Consider the following 24,674-nt stretch of genomic DNA (forward strand, 5'->3'; position numbering starts at 1 on the left):
TGTCGTTGGAAAAGCATCGCGGCTAAAGCCGCCCCTACAGTTTGTGCAACCTATAGGAGCGGCTTTAGCCGCGAGCTTTTGATCTTCTGCTTGAGTTACGCAAACGCCAGCTTCTTGCGGCGCTGCTTGACCTTGTACATCTCCCGGTCCGCCAAGCGGATCGCCTCATCGGCATCCACTCCATCGGGCAGCATCGCCACTACGCCGACGCTGGCACCGCGATACCACAGCTCGCCATTGTCCAGGGCATAGTGGCCCTCGGTTGCATGGGTCAGGCGCTCCTGCAGGTGTTCGGCGGCATTGCGCATGGCGCTGGCCAGCTCGTTCGCCTCGCTCTGTACGCCCAGGGCGATCACCACAAACTCATCGCCACCGGTACGCCCCAACACATCGCTGGCGCGCAGGCAGCCCTTGAGGTGCGCAGACACTTGCTGGAGAAAGCTATCGCCGGACTGATGGCCGTGGGTGTCATTGATCGACTTGAACTCATCCAGGTCCACCACCGCCACCAGCACATAACGTTTCTCGCGCTTGGCCAGGGCCAGCAGGCGCGGCAGTTCGCTGAGAATCGCCCGGCGGTTGTACAGCCCGGTCAGGGCATCGGTGAGCGCCAGGGTAGCCAACTCGCTGTTGGCCTCTTGCAGACGCTCCACCAGGCTCTCGCGTTCAAGCGAATAGCCCAACAGACTCGACAGCAGCAACAGCAGCGGCTCTACCTCGGGCGAGCGGGCCACTTGCGAGGCGCTGGCCGCACACACGGTGCCCAGCACCCGACCGTCCTGGGCGCGAATCGGCGCACTAACATAGGTGCGAATTCCCAACGCCTGCGCTGCCTGGGAATCACCCCAGCACTCGGCAACGTTGTCCGAATACAGACGGTTTTCATCCAGCGCACGTTTGCACAGGGTGTCCTCCCACGGCACCACCAACCCCTCTGGAATGGTCATCGCCCCGACATTGCGGGCGAACTCGATGCGCTGCACCCCATGTTCCAGGTCGATGGTGGTCAGATACGTCGACTCCATCCCGGTTACCCGGTTGAGCAGCGTCAACAACGGGCGGGTCAGTTGTTCGACCGTCCTGGCCTGGGGAACAGTTTCGGATAAGAAAGACAGGAGATGGTCCATGGCGAAGCTCGATACTGGCTGGCTACCTGATAAGTGATAGCAAAAGACTTACATATTAGATAGCTGAGGGCCCACAAGGTGTGCGGTATTTCGCGGGCTCGGACTCCCGCCATCACCCCCGCGAATACCCCACAAACCTGGACACCCGCGCCGCCACTGCCTAGCGTGGCCCTTCTCAAGGAAGGAGCCCGCCATGTCCGGCTTGCTACGCAACCTCATCGCCGTTGTTATCGGTCTGCTGCGCCATGGGCGTCACGGCGTCGCTGACACCGTGTTCAGCCACTTCTGGGTCACCCCGCTGGATGCTGGCCTCAAGGTGATGAAAAGCGACAAATACCTGCAATACGCCGAAACCGCGCAGCTCGACTACCTACTGCAGATCGGCCAATTTTTCCCCGTGCTGCGCGCCGGCGCGAGTTTTGTGAACGTCGCCCAGCAGGTGCAGTTTCTGCGCCCGGTGCCGTTGTTCAGCCGGGTGCGGGTGGCCACTGGGGTGCTGTATGCCAACGAAAAATGCGCCTACTTCGGCCACCGCATTTACGCCAAAGACGCTTTGGCCGCCGAAGTACTGGTGAAAATGAAATTCAAACAAGGCCGCGCCACCCTGGCGCCCGCCACCTTTCTGGCCGGCAATTTCACCGAGCTGCCGGCCCAGGTGCAGCGCTGGGAGGCTGCACTGCAAGAGCCCGGCAACCACCCTTAGCGCGGCGTCACGCCAAACAAGATGGAAATCGCCCCCAGCAGAATCAGCGCCCAGTAGCCCGCACCGACGACGATGAACACCGAGGTCCAGCCGGACAACCCCGAGTTGCTGGCGCCGCTCGGGTCACCGCTGGCCAGGTTGGCCTGACGCTGGATCGCCATCAACGCCAGCACCCGCACTATCAACAGCGCCATCACCGGCAGTAGCGCCACCACCATCGTGCGTTCGTCGCCGTAGGCCAGCAGGTTGATCAGCCAAATCACCACCGCGAGCGCGACAAACACATGGGGTGCTGCAGCGTATCGCCAATACGGCAGCTCCCGTGCCGCCAGGCGTTTGTTGATCAGCGCGAACAGGCTGTGGGTAAAAAACAGATAAAAAATCGACCGCCACAACGGCGTCACCGGCTCCCCCGCACTGCGACGCTGGGTGTACCAATGCTTGAAGCTCCAATAAAACGAATACCAGCCGAACGTCAGCAGAAACAGCAGGCAGACCTTGCGCAGCGAAGCGACAAAAAAGGGCGCGCCGTGTTCGCTGGAGAGTTTCTCCACCAGCTCGGCTTTGGGGGCGTCGTAAATGTTTTCCATGACCTGTCCTTGGTGGGGGGAGCAATCAATGAACTACGCGACAGTCAGGGGTTGAGCGATGTGGCTCAACCCCTGCGGGCTCAGGTTTTGATCTTGGTTTTCACCAGCCGGATGATGTCGCTGTTCTGCGACTTCACGGCGTAGTCGACGGCGGACTGGCCGCGGAATGTGAGGGCGGACAAATTGATGCCTTCATCCAGCAGCAACTGCACCCCCTCAACGTGCTGGTAAAAAATCGGGGTCATCGCTACCGGATATTCTTGCTCGCCTACGATTTCGCTGAGTTTGGCACCGTGCCCAATCAAGCGGCGCGCGGCGTCGACGTCGTTCTGCATCAGCGCATAGCTCAGCGCATTGAGGTTTGCGCTATCGCGAACATCGATGTTGATGGACAGGCTAGCCAATGCGTCGAGGACCTCGGCGGTTTGCTCATTCACCGCGAGCCTGAACAACAATTGAGGCGACGTGGGGAACAGCAGTTTTGCCTGGGTCAGATACGCCGCACGCTGTTCCTCTTTGCCCTTCAACCAGCCCACATAGTAGGCAATGCCCATGACCTGCCGGGACCAGTCGGTGTTGCAGCCATTGGTCATGGCTTTATGCGCCTGTGCGAGTGCGCCTTCATAGTCCTGATGGTTGTAGATCATGAAGGCGGCGTACTCACTACGCAGACACGGCATATCGCTGAACTCATCGGCACGTTTTACATACAGTGGTTCGGCTTGAGCGACATTGTCCTTTTTGTCCAGCATCACCAGCAGCTTGCGATAAGCGTCCAGTCGCGCGCGGTCATAGGTGTTGAAAGGGCGCTGACCCTCTAAGGCCTTGAGATACATCGCAATGGCTTTGTCCTGCTCGTCCTGCATGCGGTACAGCTCGCCCCAGTTGCTCCAGAGCCAAAGGTTGTCAGTAGCGATTTTGGCGGCGGCTTCAAATTCTTTTTGCGCTGCCTCTAGTTTGTTCTGATGGGTGTACACATAGCCGAGCAACACATGGGAGTTGGCATGCCGTGGGTTCTGCGCCAGCCCCAGGCTCAGATAGTCTTCTGCTTGCTTGAGGCCTTCGGCGTTCCAGTTGGTTTTCATCGCGATACGCGCCAGCTCAGGGTAGGCGGGTATAAACGCAGGGTCTTTGATCAGCAGCCGTTCCAGATTGAGTTTGGCGTTGCTCAGCGTGATCTCGTTTTCGCTTTTATCAATCAGCGTTACGGCCTCGGCATACAGCTCTTCGTTGGATTTTTTCGCCAGCGCACGATCGCTCTCATACTTCATCTGGCTGATCCAGGCGATGTTGTAGTCGATCTCTTTTTTGGTGGTCGACCCAACCGTGCCGTCATAGCCGTTATAGAACGAGACAACCACTTTCTTACTGGTGAACTCTTCTTGGGGCATGTAGGGACGCTGGATTTCGATTTTGACCGTGTTATCGCCTTTCTGAATTGGTGCCCGATCGCCTTGCGCCCACATTTGTACGGCCATTGGATCTGGGCTCTCAGCCACTACCCGGATGGTCGGCTCCCTCACCCCACCACGAAAGTAGTAGTGCACTGTGGCATACAAATTCCCGTCTTCTTCCCGTGCAATTTCTACGCTCTTTATCTCGTTCTCACCGGGTAGCAGCGGCTCGGCAGGCGGGTAGATGCTGGCCACTTCGGGGGGCGGGATTTCGAAGTACGGTTTGACAATAAATACCCCCACCAGCGCCAACAAAATGGCCATGAGTATTAGCGTGCGACGTTCATTCATCCTGCGATCCCTGTAGGTAGTCCGGCCTGGCCGAGAGTGTCAAAAAGCGGTGTAAACAAACCAATAGTCAGTGGGCGGCGCTGCCATTCAATTGTGCCTGCAGGCCGACAAACGCCTGGCCCACACAGCCCTTGGCACCAGCTTGGGCGAGGTGTTGTCTGGCTGTGGTCGGGTCGCTTGTGGCTTCATAAAGTGCCAGTTGCAAATAGGCTTCCGCTTGGGTGTCTTCCAACGTCAGCAACAAGGGGTGAAGGGCCATGTCGTCGTGCATGGCATTACCTTGTTTGTATATATCGGTCATGCGCAGGTCGAAACACTGAGGGTGATCGAAGGCCTGCAACGGGTAGTAGCTGCTGTATTGATCAGGCTTTTGCAGGCTGGCCAGTAAGGCCCGCATGGCCATGGCAGTCTGCTCGGCATCGGTGGGGGACGGGCTGTCCGGGTCCAGGCGCGAGCAATAGGCCGCGAAGGCCAGGCTACCTGCCAGCAAGTTGGTTTTCGTGATCTTGTACAGCTGATCGCACGCCTTGGCTCTGGCGGACACACGTATCCAGGCATCGGTCGCCGCTTTAAGCCGGTCGATATGAGCATGGGCAAACAGTCCCGGCGGAAAACCAAGGTCGGCTGACACTTCCAATTCGAGCTCGTACTTTTCCAGCAGATCATTGAGTTCGCGGCGCTTTTTCAGGGTCTCGCGGGGCGTGAGTTTGGACTGCACACCATCGTCCGGCAGGACGCCCAACTTCATCAGTTCAGTGAACGCATCACGGGTAGCGATCGCCGTTTCGTACTCCGCCTGGCCCAACTGCGGTTCGGCAAAACAACGGCCTGCAAGCAAACAAAGGCCCAGCAATAGCCAGGCGGGGAGGGCGCGATCCATCACACAACGGCTCCATGAGAACGCAGCGCCGCGTGGGGAACGTGGCGTGCTCGGGGCGCGGAGTGAGAACACCCGCGCAGCGCCTGTAGTGTCGGGGGGACGGTGGCTAAAAATCAATATCGGCGGTAGGCCAGATACCGGGTTTTCTTCACGTTGTCGGGCGATTTGCCAGCGGCCTCACAGCGAGAGCGGTTTATCACCCAACAGAAGGCCGGCGGTGCGCCACCGGCGATGTCGTGAATCCCATCTATCGAGCAGCAGGCGCTGCTCACGGCTACCCGCTAAATACCAAGGTGAACCAGGTGCCCGTGTCGTCACTGCGCACCCACACTTCACCGCCATGGGCCTGCATGATCGAGCGCACAATCGCCAAGCCCAGGCCGCCGGAGTCGCCGGGTTGGGTGCGCGAGGGGTCGCAGCGGTAAAAGCGTTCGAACAGCTGCGCGATGTGTTCGGCGGCGATGGCCGGGCCGTGGTTGTGCACGCTCAGTGTCAGCCGTTCGCCGTGTTGCTGGGTGGCCAGGCTGATCGGTTGGCCGGCCTCGCCGTAGCGCAGGGCATTGGCCAGCAGGTTGGCCAGGGCGCGGCGCAGCAGTTCGGGGTCGGCCAACACCTGGCCTCGGGCGTTGTTGCGCAACGGCATGTCGCGTTCTTCGGCCATGCCCTCGAAGTACTCGCACAATTGTTCGCCCAGCGCCTGCAGGTCGACAGTCTGGCGAGTGATGGCGGCCTGCTCGGTGCGGGCCAGAAACAGCATGCTGTCGATCATGCGCGCCAGGCGTTCGTATTCCTCCTGGTTGGATACCAGCAAGTCCTGGTACTCCGTCACCGAACGCTCGCGCTGCAAGGTTTGCTGGGTGTGGCCCATCAGGTTGCTCAGGGGCGTGCGCATTTCATGGGCCAGGTCTGCACAAAAGCGCGACAGCTGGGCAAAGCCGCTTTCCAGGCGGGCCAACATCTGGTTGAGCGCCAGGCTCAGGGCCTGCAGTTCTGCGGTGGCCTGAAACTCGTCCAAACGCAGGTGCAGATGCTGGCTGTCGATGGCTGCTGTGCGCCGCGCCAATTCGCGCACCGGGCGCAGGGCACGTTGGCTGACCAGCCAACCGAGGGCGAAGGCGAGCAGCATGCCGCAGCCCAACGCCAGCCACAGCTTGAGCCGATACGCCGCGAGCATTTGTTCGCGTTCGGTCAGCAGCTTGCCGGCGATCAACGTCAGGCGCTGCTCGCCGCGCTGTGTGTCTTGCCAGGCCAGGCGCACGGGCTGACCAGCCGGGTCGTCGGCCAGTTGCGTGCGGGTGGCGGCGGGCAGAGCAGGGCGGGGCAGACCGGGTGGATTGATCTCGATCAGCACCTGCCCGGCGCTGTCCAGCACCCACAGCAGGTTGTCGCGGTTGCCCAGCATGTTCTCGTACAGCTGTGGCCGTTGGCGCAGTGCCTCGATGCTCTGGCTGTCGCTCAGAATCGCCTGCATGCGCTGCACCCGGCCCAGCAGCGCCTGGTCGTCGCGCCAGGCAATTTCGCGCTGCAGCGAGTGGTACAGATAAAACCCAATGCTGCCCAGCAGCAGCGCGCTCACCAGGGCAAACAGCAATGCCAGGCGCAGGCTCAATGCCCGCGGCGCCCAGCGCCTCATGGCTGCACCGCCAGGGTGTAACCCATACCGCGCACGGTATGAATAAGCTTGGCCGGGAACGGGTCATCGACCTTGGCGCGCAAGCGGCGGATGGCCACGTCGACCACATTGGTGTCGGTGTCGAAATTCATCTGCCACACCTGCGAAGCAATCTGCGCCCGCGACAACACCTCACCCTCGCGGCTCAGCAGCAAATGCAGCAGGGCAAATTCCTTGTTGGTCAGCGTCAGTCGCTGGCCCTGGCGGGTGACCTGGCGGCGCAGCACGTCCACATGCAGATCGGCCAGCAGAAACTGCTCCACCTCCCGCGGTGGTCCACGGCGCAGCAAGGTACGCACGCGCGCCAGCAGCTCGGCATAGGAAAACGGCTTCACCAGGTAATCGTCGGCGCCCAGCTCCAGGCCTTTTACCCGGTCTTCCACCGCATCGCGGGCGGTTAAAAACAGCACCGGGGTCTGCTGTTTGCGGCGGATCAGTTGCAGCAGCTGCCAGCCGTCGATGCCCGGCAACTGCACGTCGAGAATGATCAGATCGAACGCCTGCTCTTGCGCCAGGTGCAGGCCGTCCAGGCCATCGTGCGCCACCTCCACCAGGTAGCCGGACTCGCTCAAGCCCTTACGCAAGTAATCGGCCGTTTTTACTTCGTCTTCCACCAACAGGATGCGCATCGGTTCCTCCACCTCAAGCGCCTAAGGCTAGGCGTTTGTGCGCCGTTGGCCCATTACAAATTGGTAATGCACGGGTAATCGGTCTGTGGGGCAGGGCCGCGCACCATGGCCGCCACTGCCAACCACTGGACTGCACCATGCTCAGCCAACTTGCCCCGCTAACCCTGTTCGCCCTGGCCCTAAGCGGCACCGCCACTGCCGCGCCAGCCGCTGCCGTCGCCCAGCGCGCCGACGTTACCCTGGCCCTGGCCAACCAACTGCTCAGCAGCACCCTCGCCAACTGCCACGCCCTCGGCCAGACCGCCGTGGCCGCCGTGGTAGACCGCGGCGGCAACCTGGTGGCGCTGCAACGTGACGACAACGTCGGCCCGCACAACACCCTGGCCGCGCAACGCAAAGCCTTTACCGCGCTGTCCACCAAAACCGTCACCAGCACCCTCGCCGAACGCGCCCGCAGCAACCCCGACGCCACCAACCTCACCACCCTCAACGAGCTGCTGTTGCTCGGCGGCGGCGTGCCGCTGCGTGTTGGCGAGCAGGTGATTGGCGCCATTGGCGTAGCCGGCGCAGGCGGCAGCGCCAACGATGAAAGCTGCGCAGTAAAAGCCATCGCCCAACACCTACCCACCCAGCCCTAACCGACGGAGTCCACCCCATGAAACGTCTGCAAACCCTACTGGCCAGCCTGGCCCTGAGCACCTTCGCCAGCCTCGCCCACGCCGCCGACAACCCGCTGAGCGTGCATGTGCTCAACCTGCAAGACGGCCTGCCGTCGGCCAACGTACAGGTCACCCTGGAACAACAAACCGGCAGCAGCTGGGCCCTGCTCAACAGCGGCACCACCAACGAACAGGGGCGTATTCCGGCCCTGTACCCCGAAGGCAAAACCCTGGAAAAAGGCACCTACCGCGTCACCTTCAAAACCGGCGACTGGTTCCGTAGCCACAACGCCGCCACCTTCTTCCCGGAAGTGCCGGTGATCTTCGCCGTAGACGGCGCGGTTGCGCATTACCACATTCCGCTGCTGCTAAGCCCGTATGGGTTTTCCACCTATCGCGGTAACTGATAGGCCGCTAGCACCGCTCAGGCAGTGAGGCTGAACGGGGCAAGCTACCTTGTTTTTTCCCAGCAACAAAAAGCCCCGCATCGCGGGGCCTGTGTGGAAAAAGGCGCTCAACGTCAACTCGCGCGCCCAGCCATTGTTCCTCAATCCGCCGCCGGCTCAGCTGCTTTTATCTGGGCTTCGCGGGCCTCCTTGGCCATGCGTTTCCCTTGGGCGAGGAACTCTGGATCTTGCGGCTGGCAGGCATCCACCAGGGCGCGGCACATTTCCGTCAGGTATTGCAGGGCGATCCGTTCGGGCATGCTGCGGCAATGGGCCAGGCGTTCGATACAGCGCAGCAGGTGGGAGGCGTGCTCTATCGCGTGGTCCACCGGAATGCCGGCATTCACCGAGAACAGCAGCTGCTCCTCGGCCTGGCAGAAGGAACGCGAGTCGGTGACAGCGGTAGTGGGTGTGCTCATGGCAGTAGCTCCATGAAGGTGGGGAGGGTAGAGCGGGTAAAACGGTGGGATATAGCGTTTGGGTTTGGCATTTCCGTATACCTCTGAATGTTTTCTTAATGCGTTGATTTAGGTGTCGGGAGCTTAAGAAGCTCTCCAGAGCGAGCTGGGCTTATTCCCCTTTCAGGTCTTGTATTCACCCACTCCCGACATAGCGAGATTTCTTGCAAGCGTAGAAGAACCGCAGGCAAAAAAATGCCGCATAACTATCGGGTGCGGGTGACCGCTCTGGAAGGTGTTCTTAAGCACCGAGGAGGGAAGTTAGGGAGGGCCGATCAGAGGGTCAACGCAGGCATTGCGCCAGTAAAATGCTAAAGACGATTGAGTGAATTCGCCCCGCCCTCCGTGCCACGGGGCCTTGCCGTAGTGGCACGGAAAACCGCCTATCCGGCGGCCTACAGCATCTTGGGTAGCGTCACCCGCACAGGGTTATCGCGCCGCTGCCGCCAGGCTTTGGCTTTTCGCTTCAAGCACTGCCGCCTGAATCGCTGCCAGGGTTGCCTTGCCCGCCGGAAACTCCAATACCGCGCTTTCCACCAGGCTGTAAACGCGCTCGCCGTTGTTCAAGGTGAACTGCACAAACGCCAGGTGCTCGGACCACGAGCGATAGCGGCGAACCAGAAAAATACTGTGCTGGGATTTAACCGAGCGAATATTGCTCAGCGAGATCTGCCGGTGGGTGTCGCCGTGGGAAACCACCAACTCACCGTTATGCACAAAGGCCGGGCCGGCTTTTTTCAGGCGCAAAAACTCCACGGCAAAACGCCAGGCCATAACCAGCAACACCGGTGCCAGCACCATCAGTTCGCCGCGCTTCATATCGGGCAGGCCGAGCAGAAACATCACGCCGGCGACCAGCAGAATCACCAGGGTGATGAGTTTGTAGAAGTGCACGCTTTGGAACTCGAGGAGGGTTAGAAAGCGGATATCCATGGGCGTATTTCCGGGAGATAGGGCAATCGCCAATTGGAACAGAGTTGCGCCAATCCGGCCCGGTCAAACCTTGAAAACTGTGGGCTGCCCGTAACTTTTTCCTTCGTGCTTCAATGCGCCACTTTGCCTAAAGCGGCTTTTCCACCCGCCCGCCACACAGCGCGGCACAGCACCAAGGACCCCGCATGTCTCTGATCTCACAACGGGTAGCACTCGCCCGCAACGGCACCAACGACAAAGTGATCTGCCGCATGCCATCGGGTTGGGCGGTGATGGGCGACGTACAGTTTCTACCCGGCTACTGCCTATTGCTGCCCGACCCCGTAGTGCCCAGCCTCAACGACCTGGACGGCCAAGCGCGCAGCACCTACCTGCTGGATATGGCGCGCATCGGCGATGCCCTGCTACACGCCACCGGCGCCCTGCGCATCAACTACGAAATACTCGGCAACTCCGAACCGGAGCTGCACTGCCATATCTTCCCGCGCTACGCCAGCGAGGCCGAAGGCAAACGCCAAATGCCCGTATGGTTCTACGACTGGAAGGCCGCGCCGCCCTATGTAGAACACGAGCACGGCGACCTGCGGCAAAGGCTTGCGCAGCTGTTGCAGGCCTCCAGCTAAGCCACGACCGGCAAGCCGAAAAACCACGCGGCACGGGCAAATTCCCCCGTGCGCCGCACGGCCTGGGCTATCATCCGCGCCCGCTAATCCCCCGGTAGTTCCCCATGCCCGGCAACGCCCTGTACACCGACTTGTCCGGCTACTACGACCTGATGTGCGCCGACATCGACTACGCCGCACAAAGCCACTGCGTCCACCGCCTGCAGCAACTGTTCGGCAACGGCGGCATCCGCCACCTCGACCTCGCCTGCGGCACCGGCCCCCACGTACGCCACTTTATCGACGCCGGCTACCAAAGCGCCGGGCTGGACATCAATCAACCCATGCTCGACCGCGCCGCATTGCGCTGCCCCGAAGCGCACTTCGCCATGCAGGACATGTGCGCCTTCACCGTGGGCAAACCGGTGGATCTGATCACCTGCTTTCTCTACTCCATCCACTACAGCGGCAGCATCGAGCGCCTAAAGGCCTGTATCGCCAGCGTGCATAGCGCCTTGGCTGAGGGCGGGGTGTTCTGCTTTAACGCGGTGGATAAAAACACCATCGACAACGCCTCGTTCGTTTCCCACACCGCCACGCACGACGGCAGCCAGTTCGGGTTTAGCTCGGGGTGGAATTACCCGGGGGCAGGGGAGCGGCAGTCATTGAAGCTGCGGATTGAACGCACACAGGCGGGCGAAACCCAGGTGTGGCATGACGAGCATCCGATGGTGGCGGTGAGTTTTGTGGAGTTACAGGCATTGCTGGCGCCGTACTTTGAGGTGCATGTGTTGGCGCATGACTATCAGAAGTTGGTGGAGTGGGATGGGGTGGCGGGGAATGGGGTGTTTGTTTGTGTGAAGGTTTGAAGGGCGGCCGCCAATATTGTGAATCGGTCCTGCTTCCATAGATGCTTTCGAAAGAGCACTTCTGACCGATTCCTGCCTGACGTGACTGGCTGCAAACGGCCCAGAGTGTGTAAAAACCCTGAGCCAAAATTGAAGTTCGCGCGTCTACGCGAAAACTGAAATTTATCGGAAGATCAGGATTTCGCGTAGAAACGCATTTTCCAGCCCGAGTTTTGATCTGTGCTGACTTTCAAAAGGTTTTTACACAGCCTTGGCCAAAAGAAGACGTTTAGAGTAGAGAAATAAATCCGTCCCCTTCTCTTATTGGAGGTGGTAAAGCGCAAAGAGCGACGTTGGTGAATAGGCAGGTTATTGACTGGCGTCTTCGCAAATGGCTTTGAGTCCAAGGACGGTGGTTGGCGTACTGCCTATCTGAGTTTGTATGGAGACAACCATATTCGCCCCTGTGTCACCTTCAAGATGGTACGGCTTACCATCGCAAACTTTTTTGGCTTTCTGGTTTATGTTTTCCAATAAGCCTTCTCTGGAGTTGAAGATGCTTCCACTGCTAGTGATCATATATTGGCCAGGCGCAATTTCATCGGCCCCTGTAAAGGTACATCCAGTTAAGAGCAAAGTAATACATCCGATTAGTACTGTATTTTTCAAGTGGGCGATCTCATGGGCTAACTGCTATTTGTGGCCGGGTGGCCATGTGGTGTTCGAATGCTATAGGCTATTGCATCAAAAATGCTGGTCGGTTTTCAAAGTTTCAGCTAAAGGGGCGATGGATTTATTTTTCTTCTCCAATTTAGAGTTGTTTAATAAATCTGTTCCCTAGTTTGGTCCCCTTTTTGCAAACTCAGCCCCCATTCCGTTTTCTAGCTGAAAAAGACCGTTCCATCCGCGAGTTGTCATCGCTAATGGACATGTGTTTTTTATATCTAAATTGTTTTATGTTTTGTTTTTTTAGATTGTTCACTATGAACACCATTTTCGCTGGAAATAAAAAAGCCCCGCATAGCGGAGCCTTTATTTCGCTACCCCAACATCCATGCTCAGGTAAAGCGGTATACGTAAGTTAGTGCTTAACGGTTTCTCATCAATCCCAGCTCAACGCCCCACCAGTCTGATACTCGATCACGCGAGTCTCAAAGAAGTTCTTCTCTTTCTTCAAGTCCATGATCTCGCTCATCCATGGGAACGGGTTAGTAGTACCTGGGTACTCTTCTTTCAAGCCGATCTGCGACAGGCGACGGTTGGCGATAAATTTGAGGTAGTCCTCCATCATCGCGGCGTTCATGCCCAGTACGCCGCGGGGCATGGTGTCGCGGGCGTATTCGATTTCCAGTTGGGTGCCTTGCAGAATCATCTGGGTGGCTTCGTCTTTCATCTGGGCATCCCAGAGGCTTGGGTTTTCGATTTTGATCTGGTTGATCACGTCGATACCGAAGTTCAGGTGCATGCTTTCGTCGCGCAGGATGTATTGGAACTGCTCGGCGGTGCCGGTCATTTTGTTGCGGCGGCCCATGGACAGAATCTGGGTGAAGCCGCAGTAGAAGAAGATGCCTTCCAGTACGCAGTAGTAGGCGATCAGGTTGCGCAGGAATTGGCGGTCGGTTTCCGGGGTGCCGGTTTCGAATTTCGGGTCGGAAATCGAGCGGGTGTATTTCAGGCCCCAGCTGGCCTTTTTCGCGACCGATGGGATCTCGTGGTACATGTTGAAGATCTCGCCTTCGTCCATGCCCAGGGATTCGATGCAGTACTGGTAGGCGTGGGTGTGGATCGCCTCTTCGAAGGCCTGGCGCAGGATGTACTGGCGGCATTCGGGGTTGGTGATCAGGCGGTACACGGCCAGCACCAGGTTGTTGGCAACCAGGGAGTCGGCGGTGGAGAAGAAGCCGAGGTTGCGCATTACGATGCGGCGCTCGTCTTCGCTGAGGCCGTCATTGCTCTTCCACAGGGCGATGTCGGCGTTCATGTTTACTTCTTGCGGCATCCAGTGGTTGGCGCAGCCGTCGAGGTATTTCTGCCAGGCCCAGTCGTATTTGAAGGGTACGAGTTGGTTGAGGTCGGCACGGGCGTTGATCATTTGCTTGTCGCCGACGTGCACGCGGGCGCTGGTGCCGGCCAGGTCGTCGAGGCCTTCCTGGATGTCGAGGTCGTTCAGCGAGGCTTTGGCGCGGGCTACGGCGTCGGAGTCGTTGGCGTCTACGGCGCGGGCTTCGAGGGCGGCGTTACCGCCAACCTGGTTGAGCTTGTCGAGGCTCATGTCGTTGACGGTGGCGGCGGTGGTGGAGGCAGCGGCTTCGGTGCTGTCCTCTTTGTCGAATTCGTCCCAGCTCAGCATATCTTTGCTCCCGCTTGCGGCCGCGCGCCGGTGGCGGGTGGCCTTGTGAGTATCCAGTCTAGTTCGCTGCTCGTGCACACAAAGCAATGACCGACCTTTGGTTTTATCCAGCCCTGGCGATGGGTTGCCGGGGTGGTTGGTTGTTCGTGGGTTTTTTGCGGCTCCCCAGCCGTGGTGCTTGTAGCGTGTTTGGGCCAAACGCTGGGTTTGGCTTGAGATTCTGGGTCCCAGCCTGCGCTGGGACGACGGAGGTTTTCAGGCCTGTTACCGTCGTTCCAGGGAAGGCTGGGAGCCAGATTCCTGAGGGGATTTTCGATCCCCGTTTACCTGCGATCCAGCTTGAGATTCTGGGTCCCAGCCTGCGCTGGGACGACGGGGGTTTTCAGGCCTATTACCGTCGTCCCAGCGAAGGCTGGGACCCAGATTCCCGAGGGGAACACTTACCTTATTGGCAAGCCTCGCAATCCGGCTCGTCGATGGCGCAAGCCTTCGGCACTGGAGCCGGGCCGGCGGCCGGAGCAGGCGCTGCCGATTGGGCTGGCGCGGCGCTCTGGCTTTCGCCACCACCGCTCGACACGGCGTTCAGTTTGCTGGTGCTGATGGTGGATTTTTCGGTGCTGGTGGCGGCCAGGGCACGGAGGTAGTAGGTGGTTTTCAGGCCACGGTACCAAGCCATGCGGTAGGTCACGTCCAGCTTCTTGCCGCTGGCACCTGCGATGTACAGGTTCAGCGACTGGGCCTGGTCGATCCATTTCTGGCGACGGCTGGCGGCGTCCACGATCCACTTGGTGTCGACTTCGAACGCGGTGGCGTAGAGGTCTTTCAGTTCCTGCGGAATACGCTCGATCTGTTGTACCGAACCGTCGTAGTACTTCAGGTCGTTGATCATGACCGAGTCCCACAGGCCGCGGGCCTTGAGGTCGCGAACCAGGTACGGGTTGATCACGGTGAATTCGCCCGAGAGGTTCGATTTCACATACAGGTTCTGGTAGGTCGGTTCGATCGACTGCGACACGCCAGTGATGTTGGCGATGGTGGCGGTCGGTGCGATGGCCATGATGTTGGAGTTACGAATACCTTTCTGCACACGGGCACGTACCGGCGCCCAGTCGAGGGTTTCGTTCAGGTCCACGTCGATGTACTTCTGGCCACGGGCTTCGATCAGGATCTGCTGCGAGTCGAGCGGCAGTACGCCTTTGCTCCACAGCGAACCCTGGAAGGTTTCGTAGGCACCACGCTCGTCAGCCAGGTCGCAGGAGGCCTGGATGGCGTAGTAGCTGACCGCTTCCATCGAGCTGTCGGCGAACTGCACGGCAGCGTCGGAGCCGTACGGGATGTGCTGCAGGTACAGAGCGTCCTGGAAGCCCATGATGCCCAGACCGACCGGACGGTGCTTGAAGTTGGAGTTCTTCGCTTGCGGCACCGAGTAGTAGTTGATGTCGATAACGTTATCGAGCATGCGTACGGCGGTGTTCACGGTGCGTTGCAGTTTGGCCAGGTCCAGCTTGCCGTCGACGATGTGGTTCGGCAGGTTGATGGAGCCCAGGTTGCAAACGGCGATTTCGTCCTTGTTGGTGTTCAAGGTGATTTCGGTGCACAGGTTCGAGCTGTGTACCACGCCAACGTGCTGCTGCGGGCTGCGCAGGTTGCACGGGTCTTTGAAGGTCAGCCATGGGTGGCCGGTTTCAAACAGCATGGAGAGCATTTTGCGCCACAGGTCTTTGGCCTGGATGGTCTTGAACAGCTTGATCTTGCCGCCGTACTGGGTCAGGGCTTCGTAGTACTCGTAGCGCTCTTCGAAGGCCTTGCCGGTGAGGTCGTGCAGGTCTGGTACTTCGCTTGGCGAGAACAGGGTCCATGGACCATCGTCGAAGACGCGCTTCATGAACAGGTCTGGAATCCAGTTGGCAGTGTTCATGTCGTGGGTGCGGCGACGGTCGTCACCGGTGTTTTTACGCAGCTCGATGAACTCTTCGATGTCCATGTGCCAGGTTTCCAGGTAGGCACATACAGCGCCTTTGCGCTTGCCACCCTGGTTAACGGCTACGGCGGTGTCGTTGACCACTTTCAGGAAGGGCACAACGCCTTGGGATTTGCCGTTGGTGCCTTTGATGTAGGCACCCAGCGAGCGAACCGGAGTCCAGTCATTGCCCAGGCCGCCGGCGAATTTGCTCAGCAGGGCGTTGTCGCGGATGGCGTCGTAGATGCCGCCCAGGTCGTCCGGCACGGTGGTCAGGTAGCAGGAGCTCAGCTGTGCACGCAGGGTACCGGCGTTGAACAGGGTAGGGGTGGAGCTCATGTAGTCGAACGACGACAGCAGGTTGTAGAACTCGATGGCGCGGTCTTCTTTCTGCTTCTCTTCAATCGCCAGGCCCATGGCCACGCGCATGAAGAACACTTGCGGCAGTTCGAAGCGGATGCCGTCTTTGTGGATGAAGTAGCGGTCGTACAGGGTCTGCAGGCCCAGGTAGGTGAACTGCTGGTCGCGCTCGTGGTTGATCGCCTTGCCCAGTTTTTCCAGGTCGAAGTCGCGCAATACCGGGTTGAGCAGTTCGAACTCGATGCCTTTCTCGATGTAAGCCGGCAGTGCCTTGGCGTACAGGTCGACCATCTCGTGGTGGGTAGCGCTGGTGGCGACCCCGAGGAAGCCCAGGCCTTCGGCGCGGATGTTGTCCATCAGCAGGCGTGCGGTGACGTAGGAGTAGTTCGGCTCACGCTCTACCAGGGTACGGGCGGTCATCACCAGGGCGGTGTTGACGTCGCTCTGGGCTACGCCGTCGTAGAGGTTTTTCAGGGTTTCGCGCTGGATCAGGTCGCCATCGACTTCGGCCAGGCCTTCGCAGGCTTCGGTGACGATGGTGTTCAGGCGGCCCATGTCCAGCGGGGTAACGCTGCCGTCGGCGTGGGTTACACGAATGCTTGGGTGCGGCTGGGCTGGCTCGTTGCTGCCACGCACGGCGCGCTCTTTGGAGCGGGCGTCGCGGTAGATCACGTAGTCGCGGGCCACTTTCTGCTCGCCGGCACGCATCAGGGCCAGTTCAACCTGGTCCTGGATTTCTTCGATATGGATGGTGCCGCCCGAGGGCATGCGGCGCTTGAAGGTGGCGCTGACCTGTTCGGTGAGGCGCGCAACGGTTTCATGGATACGCGACGAGGCGGCAGCAGTGCCACCCTCTACGGCGAGAAACGCTTTGGTGATGGCGACGGTGATCTTGTCATCGGTGTAAGGCACCACGGTGCCGTTACGTTTGATCACGCGCAGCTGGCCAGGGGCAGTGGCGTTCAGGTCCTGAGTGGTGTCAGGCACTTGCGGCGCTACGGCCTGCGGGTTCTCGCGAGAGAGGTCGGTCTGCATGAAAGTCTCCATGTTCTGCATTTATCTAAGTTTGGACACTGGACGGTGATGCCGTTCATTCCATTGTTTCTGTGGACCAGGTGTTTCTATAACCACTATTTCTACCAGCCAGATGCCCTGCACACAGCGCCGGGAAGGGCTGGCAGCAAGGTCTTACAGCTGGGTGTTTGGGTAAGGCTCAAGCGCTTCCTTGGCTCAAAAAGTTACAGTTCGTTGGTTAAAACGTAACCACAATACCTAGTGGTGCGTGCCTGGGGCATTACACCGAAAGCTGGCCGTTCGTCACGCATTATTTGGGCCAGTTTTCATATTCACCGCCGCAGCGGCGAATGGGGAATTAAAGAGCGTTCACTGCTACCGGTGGTGGCCGTCGAAAGGGCCGTGGCGTTTCATTCTAGTAGTGTCCGGTAGCGGGCCAAAACCCAACATGTAGGTGTTTGGCGCGATGGGGATACAAGATAGAGCGCTCACCGACTCATTGCAAGGCAACTGTTACACACAGCCTGTGGATAAAGCTGTGGGTTACTTTGGGGTAACTTGGCTTAACCCGCACGGTCACTGGGATTGACCGATTTATGCCACTCGTCGCCGGTTGAAAGGTCGTTTGCCGAGCCTTGTTCCTACATGAGCGGTTTTTCACCCTACCACTATATGTTGTGTTTTTTATGGCGGGTTTGGCATGGGCTGTGCAGTCCGCCGACGCGCCAAAAGCATCGCGGCTGAAGCCGCTCCTACGGACCGCACAACCTGGAGGAGCGGCTTCAGCCGCGATGCGCTTTGATCAATACCCACAGCCCAATCCATGGGCGATACAATGCCGCCCTTTCCCGGTTGCGGCCAAGCAGTAGGAGACAGTGGTGGAGCAAGAAGCCTGGCAAATCCTGATTGTCGAAGACGACGAGCGTCTGGCCGAGCTGACGCGCGAATACCTGGAAAGCAACGGTTTGCAGGTGGCTATCGAGGCCGATGGTGCCCAGGCGGCGGCGCGCATTCTGCGTGATCAGCCCGACCTGGTGGTGCTCGACCTGATGCTGCCGGGCGAGGACGGTTTGTCCATTTGCCGCAAGGTGCGCAGTCACTATCAGGGCCCGATCCTGATGCTCACCGCGCGCAGCGATGATATGGACCAGGTGCTCGGCCTGGAGATGGGCGCCGACGACTATGTGTGCAAACCGGTGCGTCCGCGGGTGCTGTTGGCCCGAATCCGGGCACTGTTGCGCCGCAGCGAAGGCCATAACGAGGTGGCGACGGCAGATGTGCAGCGGCGCCTGGAGTACGGCGTGCTGGTGATCGACAGCGCCATGCGCGAAGCCTGGCTGCGCGAGCAGAGTATCGAGCTGACCAGCGCCGAGTTCGATCTGCTCTGGCTGCTGGCCTCCAACGCCGGGCGCATTCTGTCCCGCGAGGAAATCTTCACCGCCTTGCGCGGTATCGAGTACGACGGCCTCGACCGCTCCATTGATGTACGTATTTCCCGGATCCGCCCGAAAATCGGTGACGACCCCATGCATCCGCGCCTGATCAAGACCGTGCGCAGCAAGGGCTATCTGTTCGTCGCCGAAGCCGCCGAAGCGCTGGCCAGCTGATCACCTATAACCAGCTGATCACCTATAAATAGAAGCTGTGAATAAATAGAAGAGTGGGACGCCCGTAGATGAACTCGATTTTCCTGCGCATCTATGGCGGCATGCTGGCGGCCTTCGTGCTGGTGGCCCTGCTCGGGGTGTTCAGCCTGCACCTGCTCAACGAGGTGCGTTCCGACCAATACCGCGAGCGTCTGGCGCGCGGCACCTTCAGCCTGATGACCGATAACCTGGCTGCCATGACCCCGGTGGAGCGCCGCCGCGCTGTGGTGGTGTGGGGCCGTTTGTTGGGTATCCCCTTGTCACTGCAACCGCTGGCCGAACAGACGCTCGACAGCCGCGCGCGCAATCGCCTGCTCGATGGCCAGGTGCTGGTGGAGCAGACCGGCCCCCATGCCGCCAAGGTTTATGGCCTGCTCAGCGAGCAGGAGCAACTGGTGCTGGTCGGCGAGGTGCAGCAGATCAGCGAACAGCTGGCGCGCGCCACGGTGTACCTGCTGATCGACGAGCTGATCCGTTTCCCCATCGCCGAGCAACCCAAGCGCCTGGAAGATCTGGCCGCCGCCAAGGAGTTCGGCTTCAACCTGCGTCTGGTCAAACCCGACCAAGCCGAGCTGGACGACGACCAGCGCCGCCGCATCGATGAAGGTGACACGGTGATGGCGTTGGGCAAGGAGGGCGATTCCATCCATGTGTTTTCCGGCGTCACCGGCACGCCCTGGGTGCTGGAAATCGGCCCGCTGTACCAGATGAACCCCTATCCGCCGCAGCTGTTGGTGCTGATCGGCGTGCTCGGCCTGAGCCTGATCGGCCTGATCGTCTACCTGCTGGTGCGGCAACTGGAGCAGCGCCTGCTGGGCCTGGAACACACCGCCACGCGCATTGCCCGCGGCAAGCTGGAGTCGCGGGTGCCGGCCGGCGGCGCGGATTCGGTGGGACGCCTGGCGGCCGCGTTCAATGCCATGGCCGAAGACCTGCAGCGCTCGCTGACCATCCAGCGCGAGATGGTGCGTGCCGTGTCCCATGAGCTGCGCACGCCGGTGGCGCGTTTGCGCTTTGGTCTGGAAATGATCGGCGACGCGCAAACCGACGCGGCCCGGCGCAAGTATATGGATGGCATGGACAGCGATATCCAGGACCTCGACAAGCTGGTGGACGAGATGCTCACCTACGCGCGCCTGGAGCAGGGCGCTCCGGCCCTGAATTTCCAGGCCATCGACCTGGACGCGTTGCTCGACCAGGTGATCGACGAACTGGCCCCGCTGCGCCCCGGCGTGCGGGTGGAACGCGGGCCGAGCATCCATGCCGCCGACGGCAGCGGTGCCCTGGTGGAAGCCGAATGGCGCTACCTGCACCGCGCCGTGCAGAACCTGGTGAGCAACGCCATGCGCCACGCCGAATCGCGGGTGCGCCTAAGCTATCAGGTGGGTTTGAAGCGCTGCCGGCTGGACGTGGAAGACGATGGCCCGGGTATTCCCGAAGCCGAATGGGAGCGCCTGTTCACCCCCTTTCTGCGCCTGGACGACAGCCGCACCCGCGCCTCGGGCGGGCATGGTTTGGGGCTGTCCATCGTGCGGCGGATTATCTACTGGCACGGCGGACGGGCGCAGATCAGCCGCAGCGAAGCCCTGGGCGGCGCGTGTTTCAGTCTGGTTTGGCCGCGTAAGCAATAATGACGAAGAATCGCGGTTTGCAGGGATCGCGGCTGAAGCAGCTCCTACGGGGCGGGCAATCTTGTAGGAGCGGCTTCAGCCGCGAAGCGCTTAAACCACAGCGATCAGGCTCAAGAGGCGCCCATCAAACTGGCCAAACTGCCCCTGCAGCTCACTGCCGCTTTTCCACTCGTCTGATAGGTCGGTAAGCAAGCGCAGCCGCGCAAACCCCGCGTTAGTCCACTCCAGCACTTCGGCATGTTCGAAGTAGAAGCGCTGCAAGGTCAGCGGGTACAGGGCTTTGAACAGGCTTTCTTTCAGGGAGAAGGTCAGGGTGACCAACAGCCCCAGTTGCTCCGGGTCCAGCAGGCTGGCGCGGCGCAGTTCGGCGGGGGTGAGGATTTCTTCTTGCAGGCGCGCGGCGCGTTCGCTGCTCAGCAGGTTTTCCACATCCAGGCCCAGGCCACGCCAGTCGCTGCTGTGGGCGACGATGGCGGCGGCCCAGTGTTTGCCATGGGTGATCGAACCGCTGACGCCGGCCGGCCATTGCGGTGCTCGGTCGGCGCCGACTGCCGGCACCCCCTCGCTGCCATTCAAACGTCGCAGGGCTTCACGGGCAGATACCCGCCCGGCGAGAAACTCGGCCTGCCGTTTGGCCGCGCCATGGGCGGCTGGAATCTGGCTGCGGGCGAAATCGTCGGGTGCCAGGCGGGCGGGATCGAAGCACGTGCTGATGAATTGCACATTGGCCAGCGCCTGCGGCAATGGCCAGTGATCATCCAGCGGACCGCAGCAAGCGGGGAGGGTATAGGTCGACATGCCGGCATTCTGCCGGGTCGTGGCACAGGCGGCCAGTGTCGCTGGCGTTTACATTTCTTTGCACAACGGCAACAAAGCGACACGGAATGTCGCCGCCGCATTTGCCAGACTGCGGCCGCGTTTCTTCGGAACGCAGGTGAGGTTGTAGTTTGGCCCTTACGCTTCGAGGCGCAAGGCACCAAACCTTAGTCACTGATTTAAGTGCGGGAGCCCGTTTGGGCTCCCGTTTTTTTTGCCCGCGCGCCAGTTCGACGCACCGTGATGCCCCGTAGGAGCGGCTTCAGCCGCGATTGCTGGGAAAGGCAGAGCAAAAGCTTCGCGGCTGAAGCCGCTCCTACGGGTACTGGTTTTTTCTGTACCCTATGCCATCCGCGAAGCAACTCTCGCCAAGGCCTCAGCATGAAACCCGAAGACCTCCTCCTGCTCGTCACCCGCGAGATGCCCTATGGCAAGTACAAGGGCCGGTTGATTGCAGATCTGCCGGGGCCTTATCTGAATTGGTTTGCCCGCGAAGGTTTCCCCAAGGGCGAGATCGGTCAGTTGCTGCAGTTGATGCAGGAGATCGATCACAACGGCCTCGGCGAGCTGTTGACGCCACTGCGCAACAAAGCCCCTCGGCGCTAACCGCGCGCCCCCCGCCAAGGCCACTAACGCCGCGGCCTTGCGCAACTATGCCGGTTTGCTTCTATGCTGCAAAAACTGCCGCGCAGCAAAGGCGGTGTTGGCGGATATGCGTGTGCGCCAGGCGCCACGCTTCATAAGGATTGTGCGGGACACTGTCGAATGCGGGACAAGCGTCGCCTGTTCGTGTTGGTGTGGCCTTTTATCGCCATTGTCGTGCTGCAGGCTTTGCTGGCGGGTATCAGCCTGGAGGTGATGTCGTCGGTGCGCGCTTATGTCACCGGCGAGAGCCTGTGGTCCAAGGGCCAGAAAGACGCGTTTTCCTATCTGCATCTGTACGCAGATACCCTCGATGAAGCCGATTACCGCGCCTACCAGGCGGCCATTGCCATTCCCTTGGGCGACCACGCCGCACGTCTGGCCATGGACTTGCCCAATCCGGATTACCGCGCTGCTACCGAAGGCTTTTTGCGCGGCGGCACGCACCCGCAGGATGTGCCCGGGTTGATCTGGTTGTACCGCGACTTTCGCCACTTCAGTTACCTGGCCCGCGCCGTCGAGTTCTGGCAGGTGGGCGACGGTTTTATTCTGGCCTTGCAGGACGTGGCCGCGCAGATGCACCAGGCCATTGGTGCCGGCACCGCCAGCGCAGCGCAGATCCAGGCCTGGAACGGGCAGATCTATGCGATCAACCTGCAAGTCACCCCGGTGGCGAAGGCTTTCTCGGACACCCTGGGCGAAGGCTCGCGCTTTATTCAGCAACTGCTGCTGGCCGCCAATGTGCTGGCGGCCGTGGTGCTGATTCTGCTGGCCACCTTGCGCACCCTGAAATTGCTGCAACAGCGCGAGGCCTTTGACGTTGCGCTGCGCGCCGAGAAGGAGCGGGCGCAAACCACCCTGGCCTCGATTGGCGATGCGGTGATTCGGACCGACCAGCATGGCTGTCTGGAATATATGAATCCGGCCGCTGAAGAGCTGGTGCTCTGCCGCATCGAGCAGGCTCGCGGGCGGGAACTGGCGACGCTGTTCCATCTGCAGGACTCCGATAGCCAACTGACCGATGCGCCCTTGCTGGCGCAGATTCTGGCCGGCGAAATCAGTGGCAGCGCCCATGCCCAACACGTGGTCCGCCTGGATGGCAGCAAGGTGCCGGTGGCCTTGGTCGGCGCGCCCATCGAGATCGCCGGGCACATTGCCGGGGCGGTGCTGGTGCTGCACGACATGACCCGCGAGCGCCAATACATCGACACCCTGTCCTGGCAGGCGTCCCACGATGCCCTGACCGGCCTGGCCAACCGCCGCGAATTCGAGCAACGCCTGGACAGTGCCTTGGCCCGCCTGGAAACCCATCCCGGCCAGCATGCGCTGATGTTTCTCGACCTCGACCAGTTCAAGGTGGTCAACGACACCTGCGGGCATGCCGCTGGCGATCAACTGTTACGGCAGGTCTGCGTGCTGCTGCAGGAGCACCTGCGCGAAGGCGATACCCTGGCGCGGCTGGGCGGCGATGAGTTCGGCATTTTGCTGGAGAACTGCCCCGCGGCCCCAGCGGCAAGGATTGCCGAGCTGTTGCGGATTACCGTGCAGGATCTGCAATTCGCCTGGGACGGGCGCAATTTCAGCATTGGCGTGAGTATCGGCCTGGTCAGCCTGGCGCAGTCGCGCATCACCCTGGCCGAGGCGCTGCGCTCGGCGGACATGGCTTGCTATATGGCCAAGGAAAAGGGCCGCAACCGCGTGCAGGTGTACCAGAGTGATGACTCGGAAATGTCCAACCGCTTTGGCGAGATGGCCTGGGTACAGCGCATCCATGCCGCGCTGGAGGAGGAGCGTTTCTGCCTGTACTACCAGCAGCTCGCCCCGGTGGCCGCCGAGCACGGCACCGGTGCGCACGTTGAATTGTTGCTGCGCCTGCGCGACGAAGACGGCCAGTTGGTGCCGCCGATCCGCTTTATTCCGGCGGCCGAACGTTATGGCCTGATGCCCCTGATCGACCGCTGGGTGGTCAGCCATGCCTTCAGCGTATTGGCCCAGCGCCAGGCCAGCCAGGACAGCGACCCGATTGCCACCTGCGCCATCAACCTGTCCGGGCCGACCTTTGGCGATGAAGCCTTTCTCGGCTTTGTTCGCGAGCAGCTCGCGCTGTTCAATATCCCGCCGCCGCAGGTGTGTTTCGAGATCACCGAAACCAGCGCCATCGCCAACCTGGGCAGCGCCATGCATTTCATCAGTGAACTGAAAACCCTGGGCTGCCGTTTCTCCCTGGATGACTTCGGCGCTGGCATGTCGTCATTTGCCTACCTCAAGCATCTGCCGGTGGATTACCTGAAGATCGACGGCAGCTTCGTCAAAGACATGCTCGATGACCCCATCGACCGGGCGATGGTCGAGTCGATCAACCAGATCGGCCATGTGATGGGCAAGCTGACCATCGCCGAATTTGTCGAAACCCCGGAAATCCTCCACGCCCTGGCCGAAGTGGGGGTGGATTACGCCCAAGGCTATGCGATTGCCAAGCCGCTGCCGTTTGACGCCACAGTTCGCTTCGCGGGGGGAGTGGAGCCAGCGCTCTCGGTCTTGTAGGAGCGGCCGGTTCCAGCGTTTACAGGCCGGCCCAATCGAGGCTAAAGCCTTTCCCACCTTGGATCGCGATCACCGGTAGCAGCGGCTTCAGCCGCGATGCTTTTGCTCTTGAAAGCCGCGCATGGGGTCCTCAGGCAGAGCAGCGGCAAGAATCCGGGCCGCATTGGCAAGTTTTCGTTACGGTTTGGCGGGGTGGTTTGCTGGGGATTTGCGTGGCGTGCCGAAATTCTGGGTCCCAGCCTGCGCTGGGACGACGGTGATAGCTGAACAAAACCTACGTCATTCCAGCGCAGGCTGGAATCCAGAATCGAGCAGGCAAACACCGCCCTCAAAACCCCCGTAAGGATTAATTGCCACCCCAATCCCACAGCCCCATCCCCCCAGCCCACCCCCACCTTGTGAGCCGCTCCTCCACAGGT

General features: G+C 60.4%; 20 protein-coding genes. 9 read left to right on the plus strand and 11 right to left on the minus strand.

What is annotated here, in order from left to right:
- Positions 1-95: 95 nt before the first annotated feature.
- Complete coding sequence (locus ACVW0Y_RS18270; RefSeq protein ID WP_457440173.1) at positions 96-1,127, minus strand: sensor domain-containing diguanylate cyclase; 1,032 nt, start codon at positions 1,125-1,127, stop codon at positions 96-98.
- A 193-nt stretch (positions 1,128-1,320) separates the two neighbouring features.
- Here ACVW0Y_RS18270 and ACVW0Y_RS18275 point away from each other — a divergent pair, with 193 nt between their 5' ends.
- Positions 1,321-1,830, plus strand: coding sequence for an acyl-CoA thioesterase (locus tag ACVW0Y_RS18275; protein WP_457440174.1), 510 nt, complete (start codon positions 1,321-1,323; stop codon positions 1,828-1,830).
- Here the strand turns inward: ACVW0Y_RS18275 and ACVW0Y_RS18280 are convergent.
- From ACVW0Y_RS18280 to ACVW0Y_RS18300, 5 genes are all read right to left on the minus strand, one after another.
- Complete coding sequence (locus tag ACVW0Y_RS18280; RefSeq protein ID WP_457440176.1) at positions 1,827-2,420, minus strand: hypothetical protein; 594 nt, start codon at positions 2,418-2,420, stop codon at positions 1,827-1,829. The two genes, ACVW0Y_RS18275 and ACVW0Y_RS18280, sit on opposite strands and share 4 nt — an antisense overlap.
- A gap of 80 nt (positions 2,421-2,500) precedes the next feature.
- On the minus strand, positions 2,501-4,165 hold the full coding sequence (locus tag ACVW0Y_RS18285) for a hypothetical protein (RefSeq protein WP_457440178.1): 1,665 nt from the start codon (positions 4,163-4,165) through the stop codon (positions 2,501-2,503).
- A gap of 67 nt (positions 4,166-4,232) precedes the next feature.
- A complete protein-coding gene (locus tag ACVW0Y_RS18290) occupies positions 4,233-5,045 on the minus strand; it encodes a hypothetical protein (protein ID WP_457440180.1) in 813 nt (270 codons plus the stop codon).
- A gap of 274 nt (positions 5,046-5,319) precedes the next feature.
- A complete protein-coding gene (locus ACVW0Y_RS18295; protein ID WP_457440182.1) occupies positions 5,320-6,678 on the minus strand; it encodes a heavy metal sensor histidine kinase in 1,359 nt (452 codons plus the stop codon).
- On the minus strand, positions 6,675-7,346 hold the full coding sequence (locus ACVW0Y_RS18300) for a heavy metal response regulator transcription factor (RefSeq protein ID WP_457440184.1): 672 nt from the start codon (positions 7,344-7,346) through the stop codon (positions 6,675-6,677). The genes ACVW0Y_RS18295 and ACVW0Y_RS18300 overlap by 4 nt, the downstream gene beginning before the upstream one ends.
- A gap of 137 nt (positions 7,347-7,483) precedes the next feature.
- Here ACVW0Y_RS18300 and ACVW0Y_RS18305 point away from each other — a divergent pair, with 137 nt between their 5' ends.
- Together ACVW0Y_RS18305 and uraH are read left to right on the plus strand one after the other, a co-directional pair.
- The gene (locus ACVW0Y_RS18305; RefSeq protein WP_457440186.1) at positions 7,484-7,984 is read left to right on the plus strand and encodes a GlcG/HbpS family heme-binding protein; all 501 of its coding nucleotides are present in this window, start codon (positions 7,484-7,486) and stop codon (positions 7,982-7,984) included.
- A gap of 17 nt (positions 7,985-8,001) precedes the next feature.
- A complete protein-coding gene (uraH, locus tag ACVW0Y_RS18310) occupies positions 8,002-8,412 on the plus strand; it encodes a hydroxyisourate hydrolase (protein ID WP_457440188.1) in 411 nt (136 codons plus the stop codon).
- A gap of 140 nt (positions 8,413-8,552) precedes the next feature.
- Here uraH and ACVW0Y_RS18315 read toward each other — a convergent pair whose 3' ends face one another.
- Together ACVW0Y_RS18315 and ACVW0Y_RS18320 are read right to left on the minus strand one after the other, a co-directional pair.
- Entirely contained in the window at positions 8,553-8,870 is a 318-nt protein-coding gene (locus ACVW0Y_RS18315) for a DUF3077 domain-containing protein (protein ID WP_457440189.1), read from the minus strand.
- A 468-nt stretch (positions 8,871-9,338) separates the two neighbouring features.
- Entirely contained in the window at positions 9,339-9,842 is a 504-nt protein-coding gene (locus ACVW0Y_RS18320; RefSeq protein ID WP_457440191.1) for a hypothetical protein, read from the minus strand.
- A 185-nt stretch (positions 9,843-10,027) separates the two neighbouring features.
- Here ACVW0Y_RS18320 and ACVW0Y_RS18325 point away from each other — a divergent pair, with 185 nt between their 5' ends.
- Positions 10,028-10,465, plus strand: coding sequence for an HIT family protein (locus tag ACVW0Y_RS18325; RefSeq protein WP_457440193.1), 438 nt, complete (start codon positions 10,028-10,030; stop codon positions 10,463-10,465).
- 104 nt (positions 10,466-10,569) lie between these two features.
- The gene (locus tag ACVW0Y_RS18330; RefSeq protein ID WP_457440194.1) at positions 10,570-11,313 is read left to right on the plus strand and encodes a class I SAM-dependent DNA methyltransferase; all 744 of its coding nucleotides are present in this window, start codon (positions 10,570-10,572) and stop codon (positions 11,311-11,313) included.
- A gap of 1,081 nt (positions 11,314-12,394) precedes the next feature.
- On the opposite strand, the gene ACVW0Y_RS18335 is transcribed toward ACVW0Y_RS18330, so the two are convergent.
- Both ACVW0Y_RS18335 and ACVW0Y_RS18340 read right to left on the minus strand, forming a co-directional pair.
- On the minus strand, positions 12,395-13,642 hold the full coding sequence (locus tag ACVW0Y_RS18335; RefSeq protein WP_457440196.1) for a ribonucleotide-diphosphate reductase subunit beta: 1,248 nt from the start codon (positions 13,640-13,642) through the stop codon (positions 12,395-12,397).
- Between the two features lie 445 nt (positions 13,643-14,087).
- Positions 14,088-16,997, minus strand: coding sequence for a ribonucleoside-diphosphate reductase subunit alpha (locus ACVW0Y_RS18340; RefSeq protein ID WP_457440198.1), 2,910 nt, complete (start codon positions 16,995-16,997; stop codon positions 14,088-14,090).
- Between the two features lie 857 nt (positions 16,998-17,854).
- Here ACVW0Y_RS18340 and ACVW0Y_RS18345 point away from each other — a divergent pair.
- Positions 17,855-18,583 carry a response regulator gene (locus ACVW0Y_RS18345; RefSeq protein WP_457440200.1) on the plus strand — a complete coding sequence of 243 codons (729 nt, stop codon included), beginning with the start codon at positions 17,855-17,857 and terminating at the stop codon, positions 18,581-18,583.
- A gap of 68 nt (positions 18,584-18,651) precedes the next feature.
- The gene (locus ACVW0Y_RS18350; protein WP_457440202.1) at positions 18,652-20,253 is read left to right on the plus strand and encodes an ATP-binding protein; all 1,602 of its coding nucleotides are present in this window, start codon (positions 18,652-18,654) and stop codon (positions 20,251-20,253) included.
- Between the two features lie 90 nt (positions 20,254-20,343).
- Here the strand turns inward: ACVW0Y_RS18350 and ACVW0Y_RS18355 are convergent, their stop codons facing one another.
- Entirely contained in the window at positions 20,344-21,051 is a 708-nt protein-coding gene (locus ACVW0Y_RS18355; RefSeq protein ID WP_457440203.1) for a 4'-phosphopantetheinyl transferase family protein, read from the minus strand.
- Between the two features lie 399 nt (positions 21,052-21,450).
- Here ACVW0Y_RS18355 and ACVW0Y_RS18360 point away from each other — a divergent pair, with 399 nt between their 5' ends.
- The gene (locus ACVW0Y_RS18360) at positions 21,451-21,675 is read left to right on the plus strand and encodes a DUF3820 family protein (protein WP_457440205.1); all 225 of its coding nucleotides are present in this window, start codon (positions 21,451-21,453) and stop codon (positions 21,673-21,675) included.
- Positions 21,676-21,834: 159 nt separating this feature from the next.
- On the plus strand, positions 21,835-24,255 hold the full coding sequence (locus ACVW0Y_RS18365; protein ID WP_457440206.1) for an EAL domain-containing protein: 2,421 nt from the start codon (positions 21,835-21,837) through the stop codon (positions 24,253-24,255).
- Positions 24,256-24,674 lie beyond the last annotated feature (419 nt).

Source organism: Pseudomonas sp. TE3786 (genome assembly GCF_054057335.1).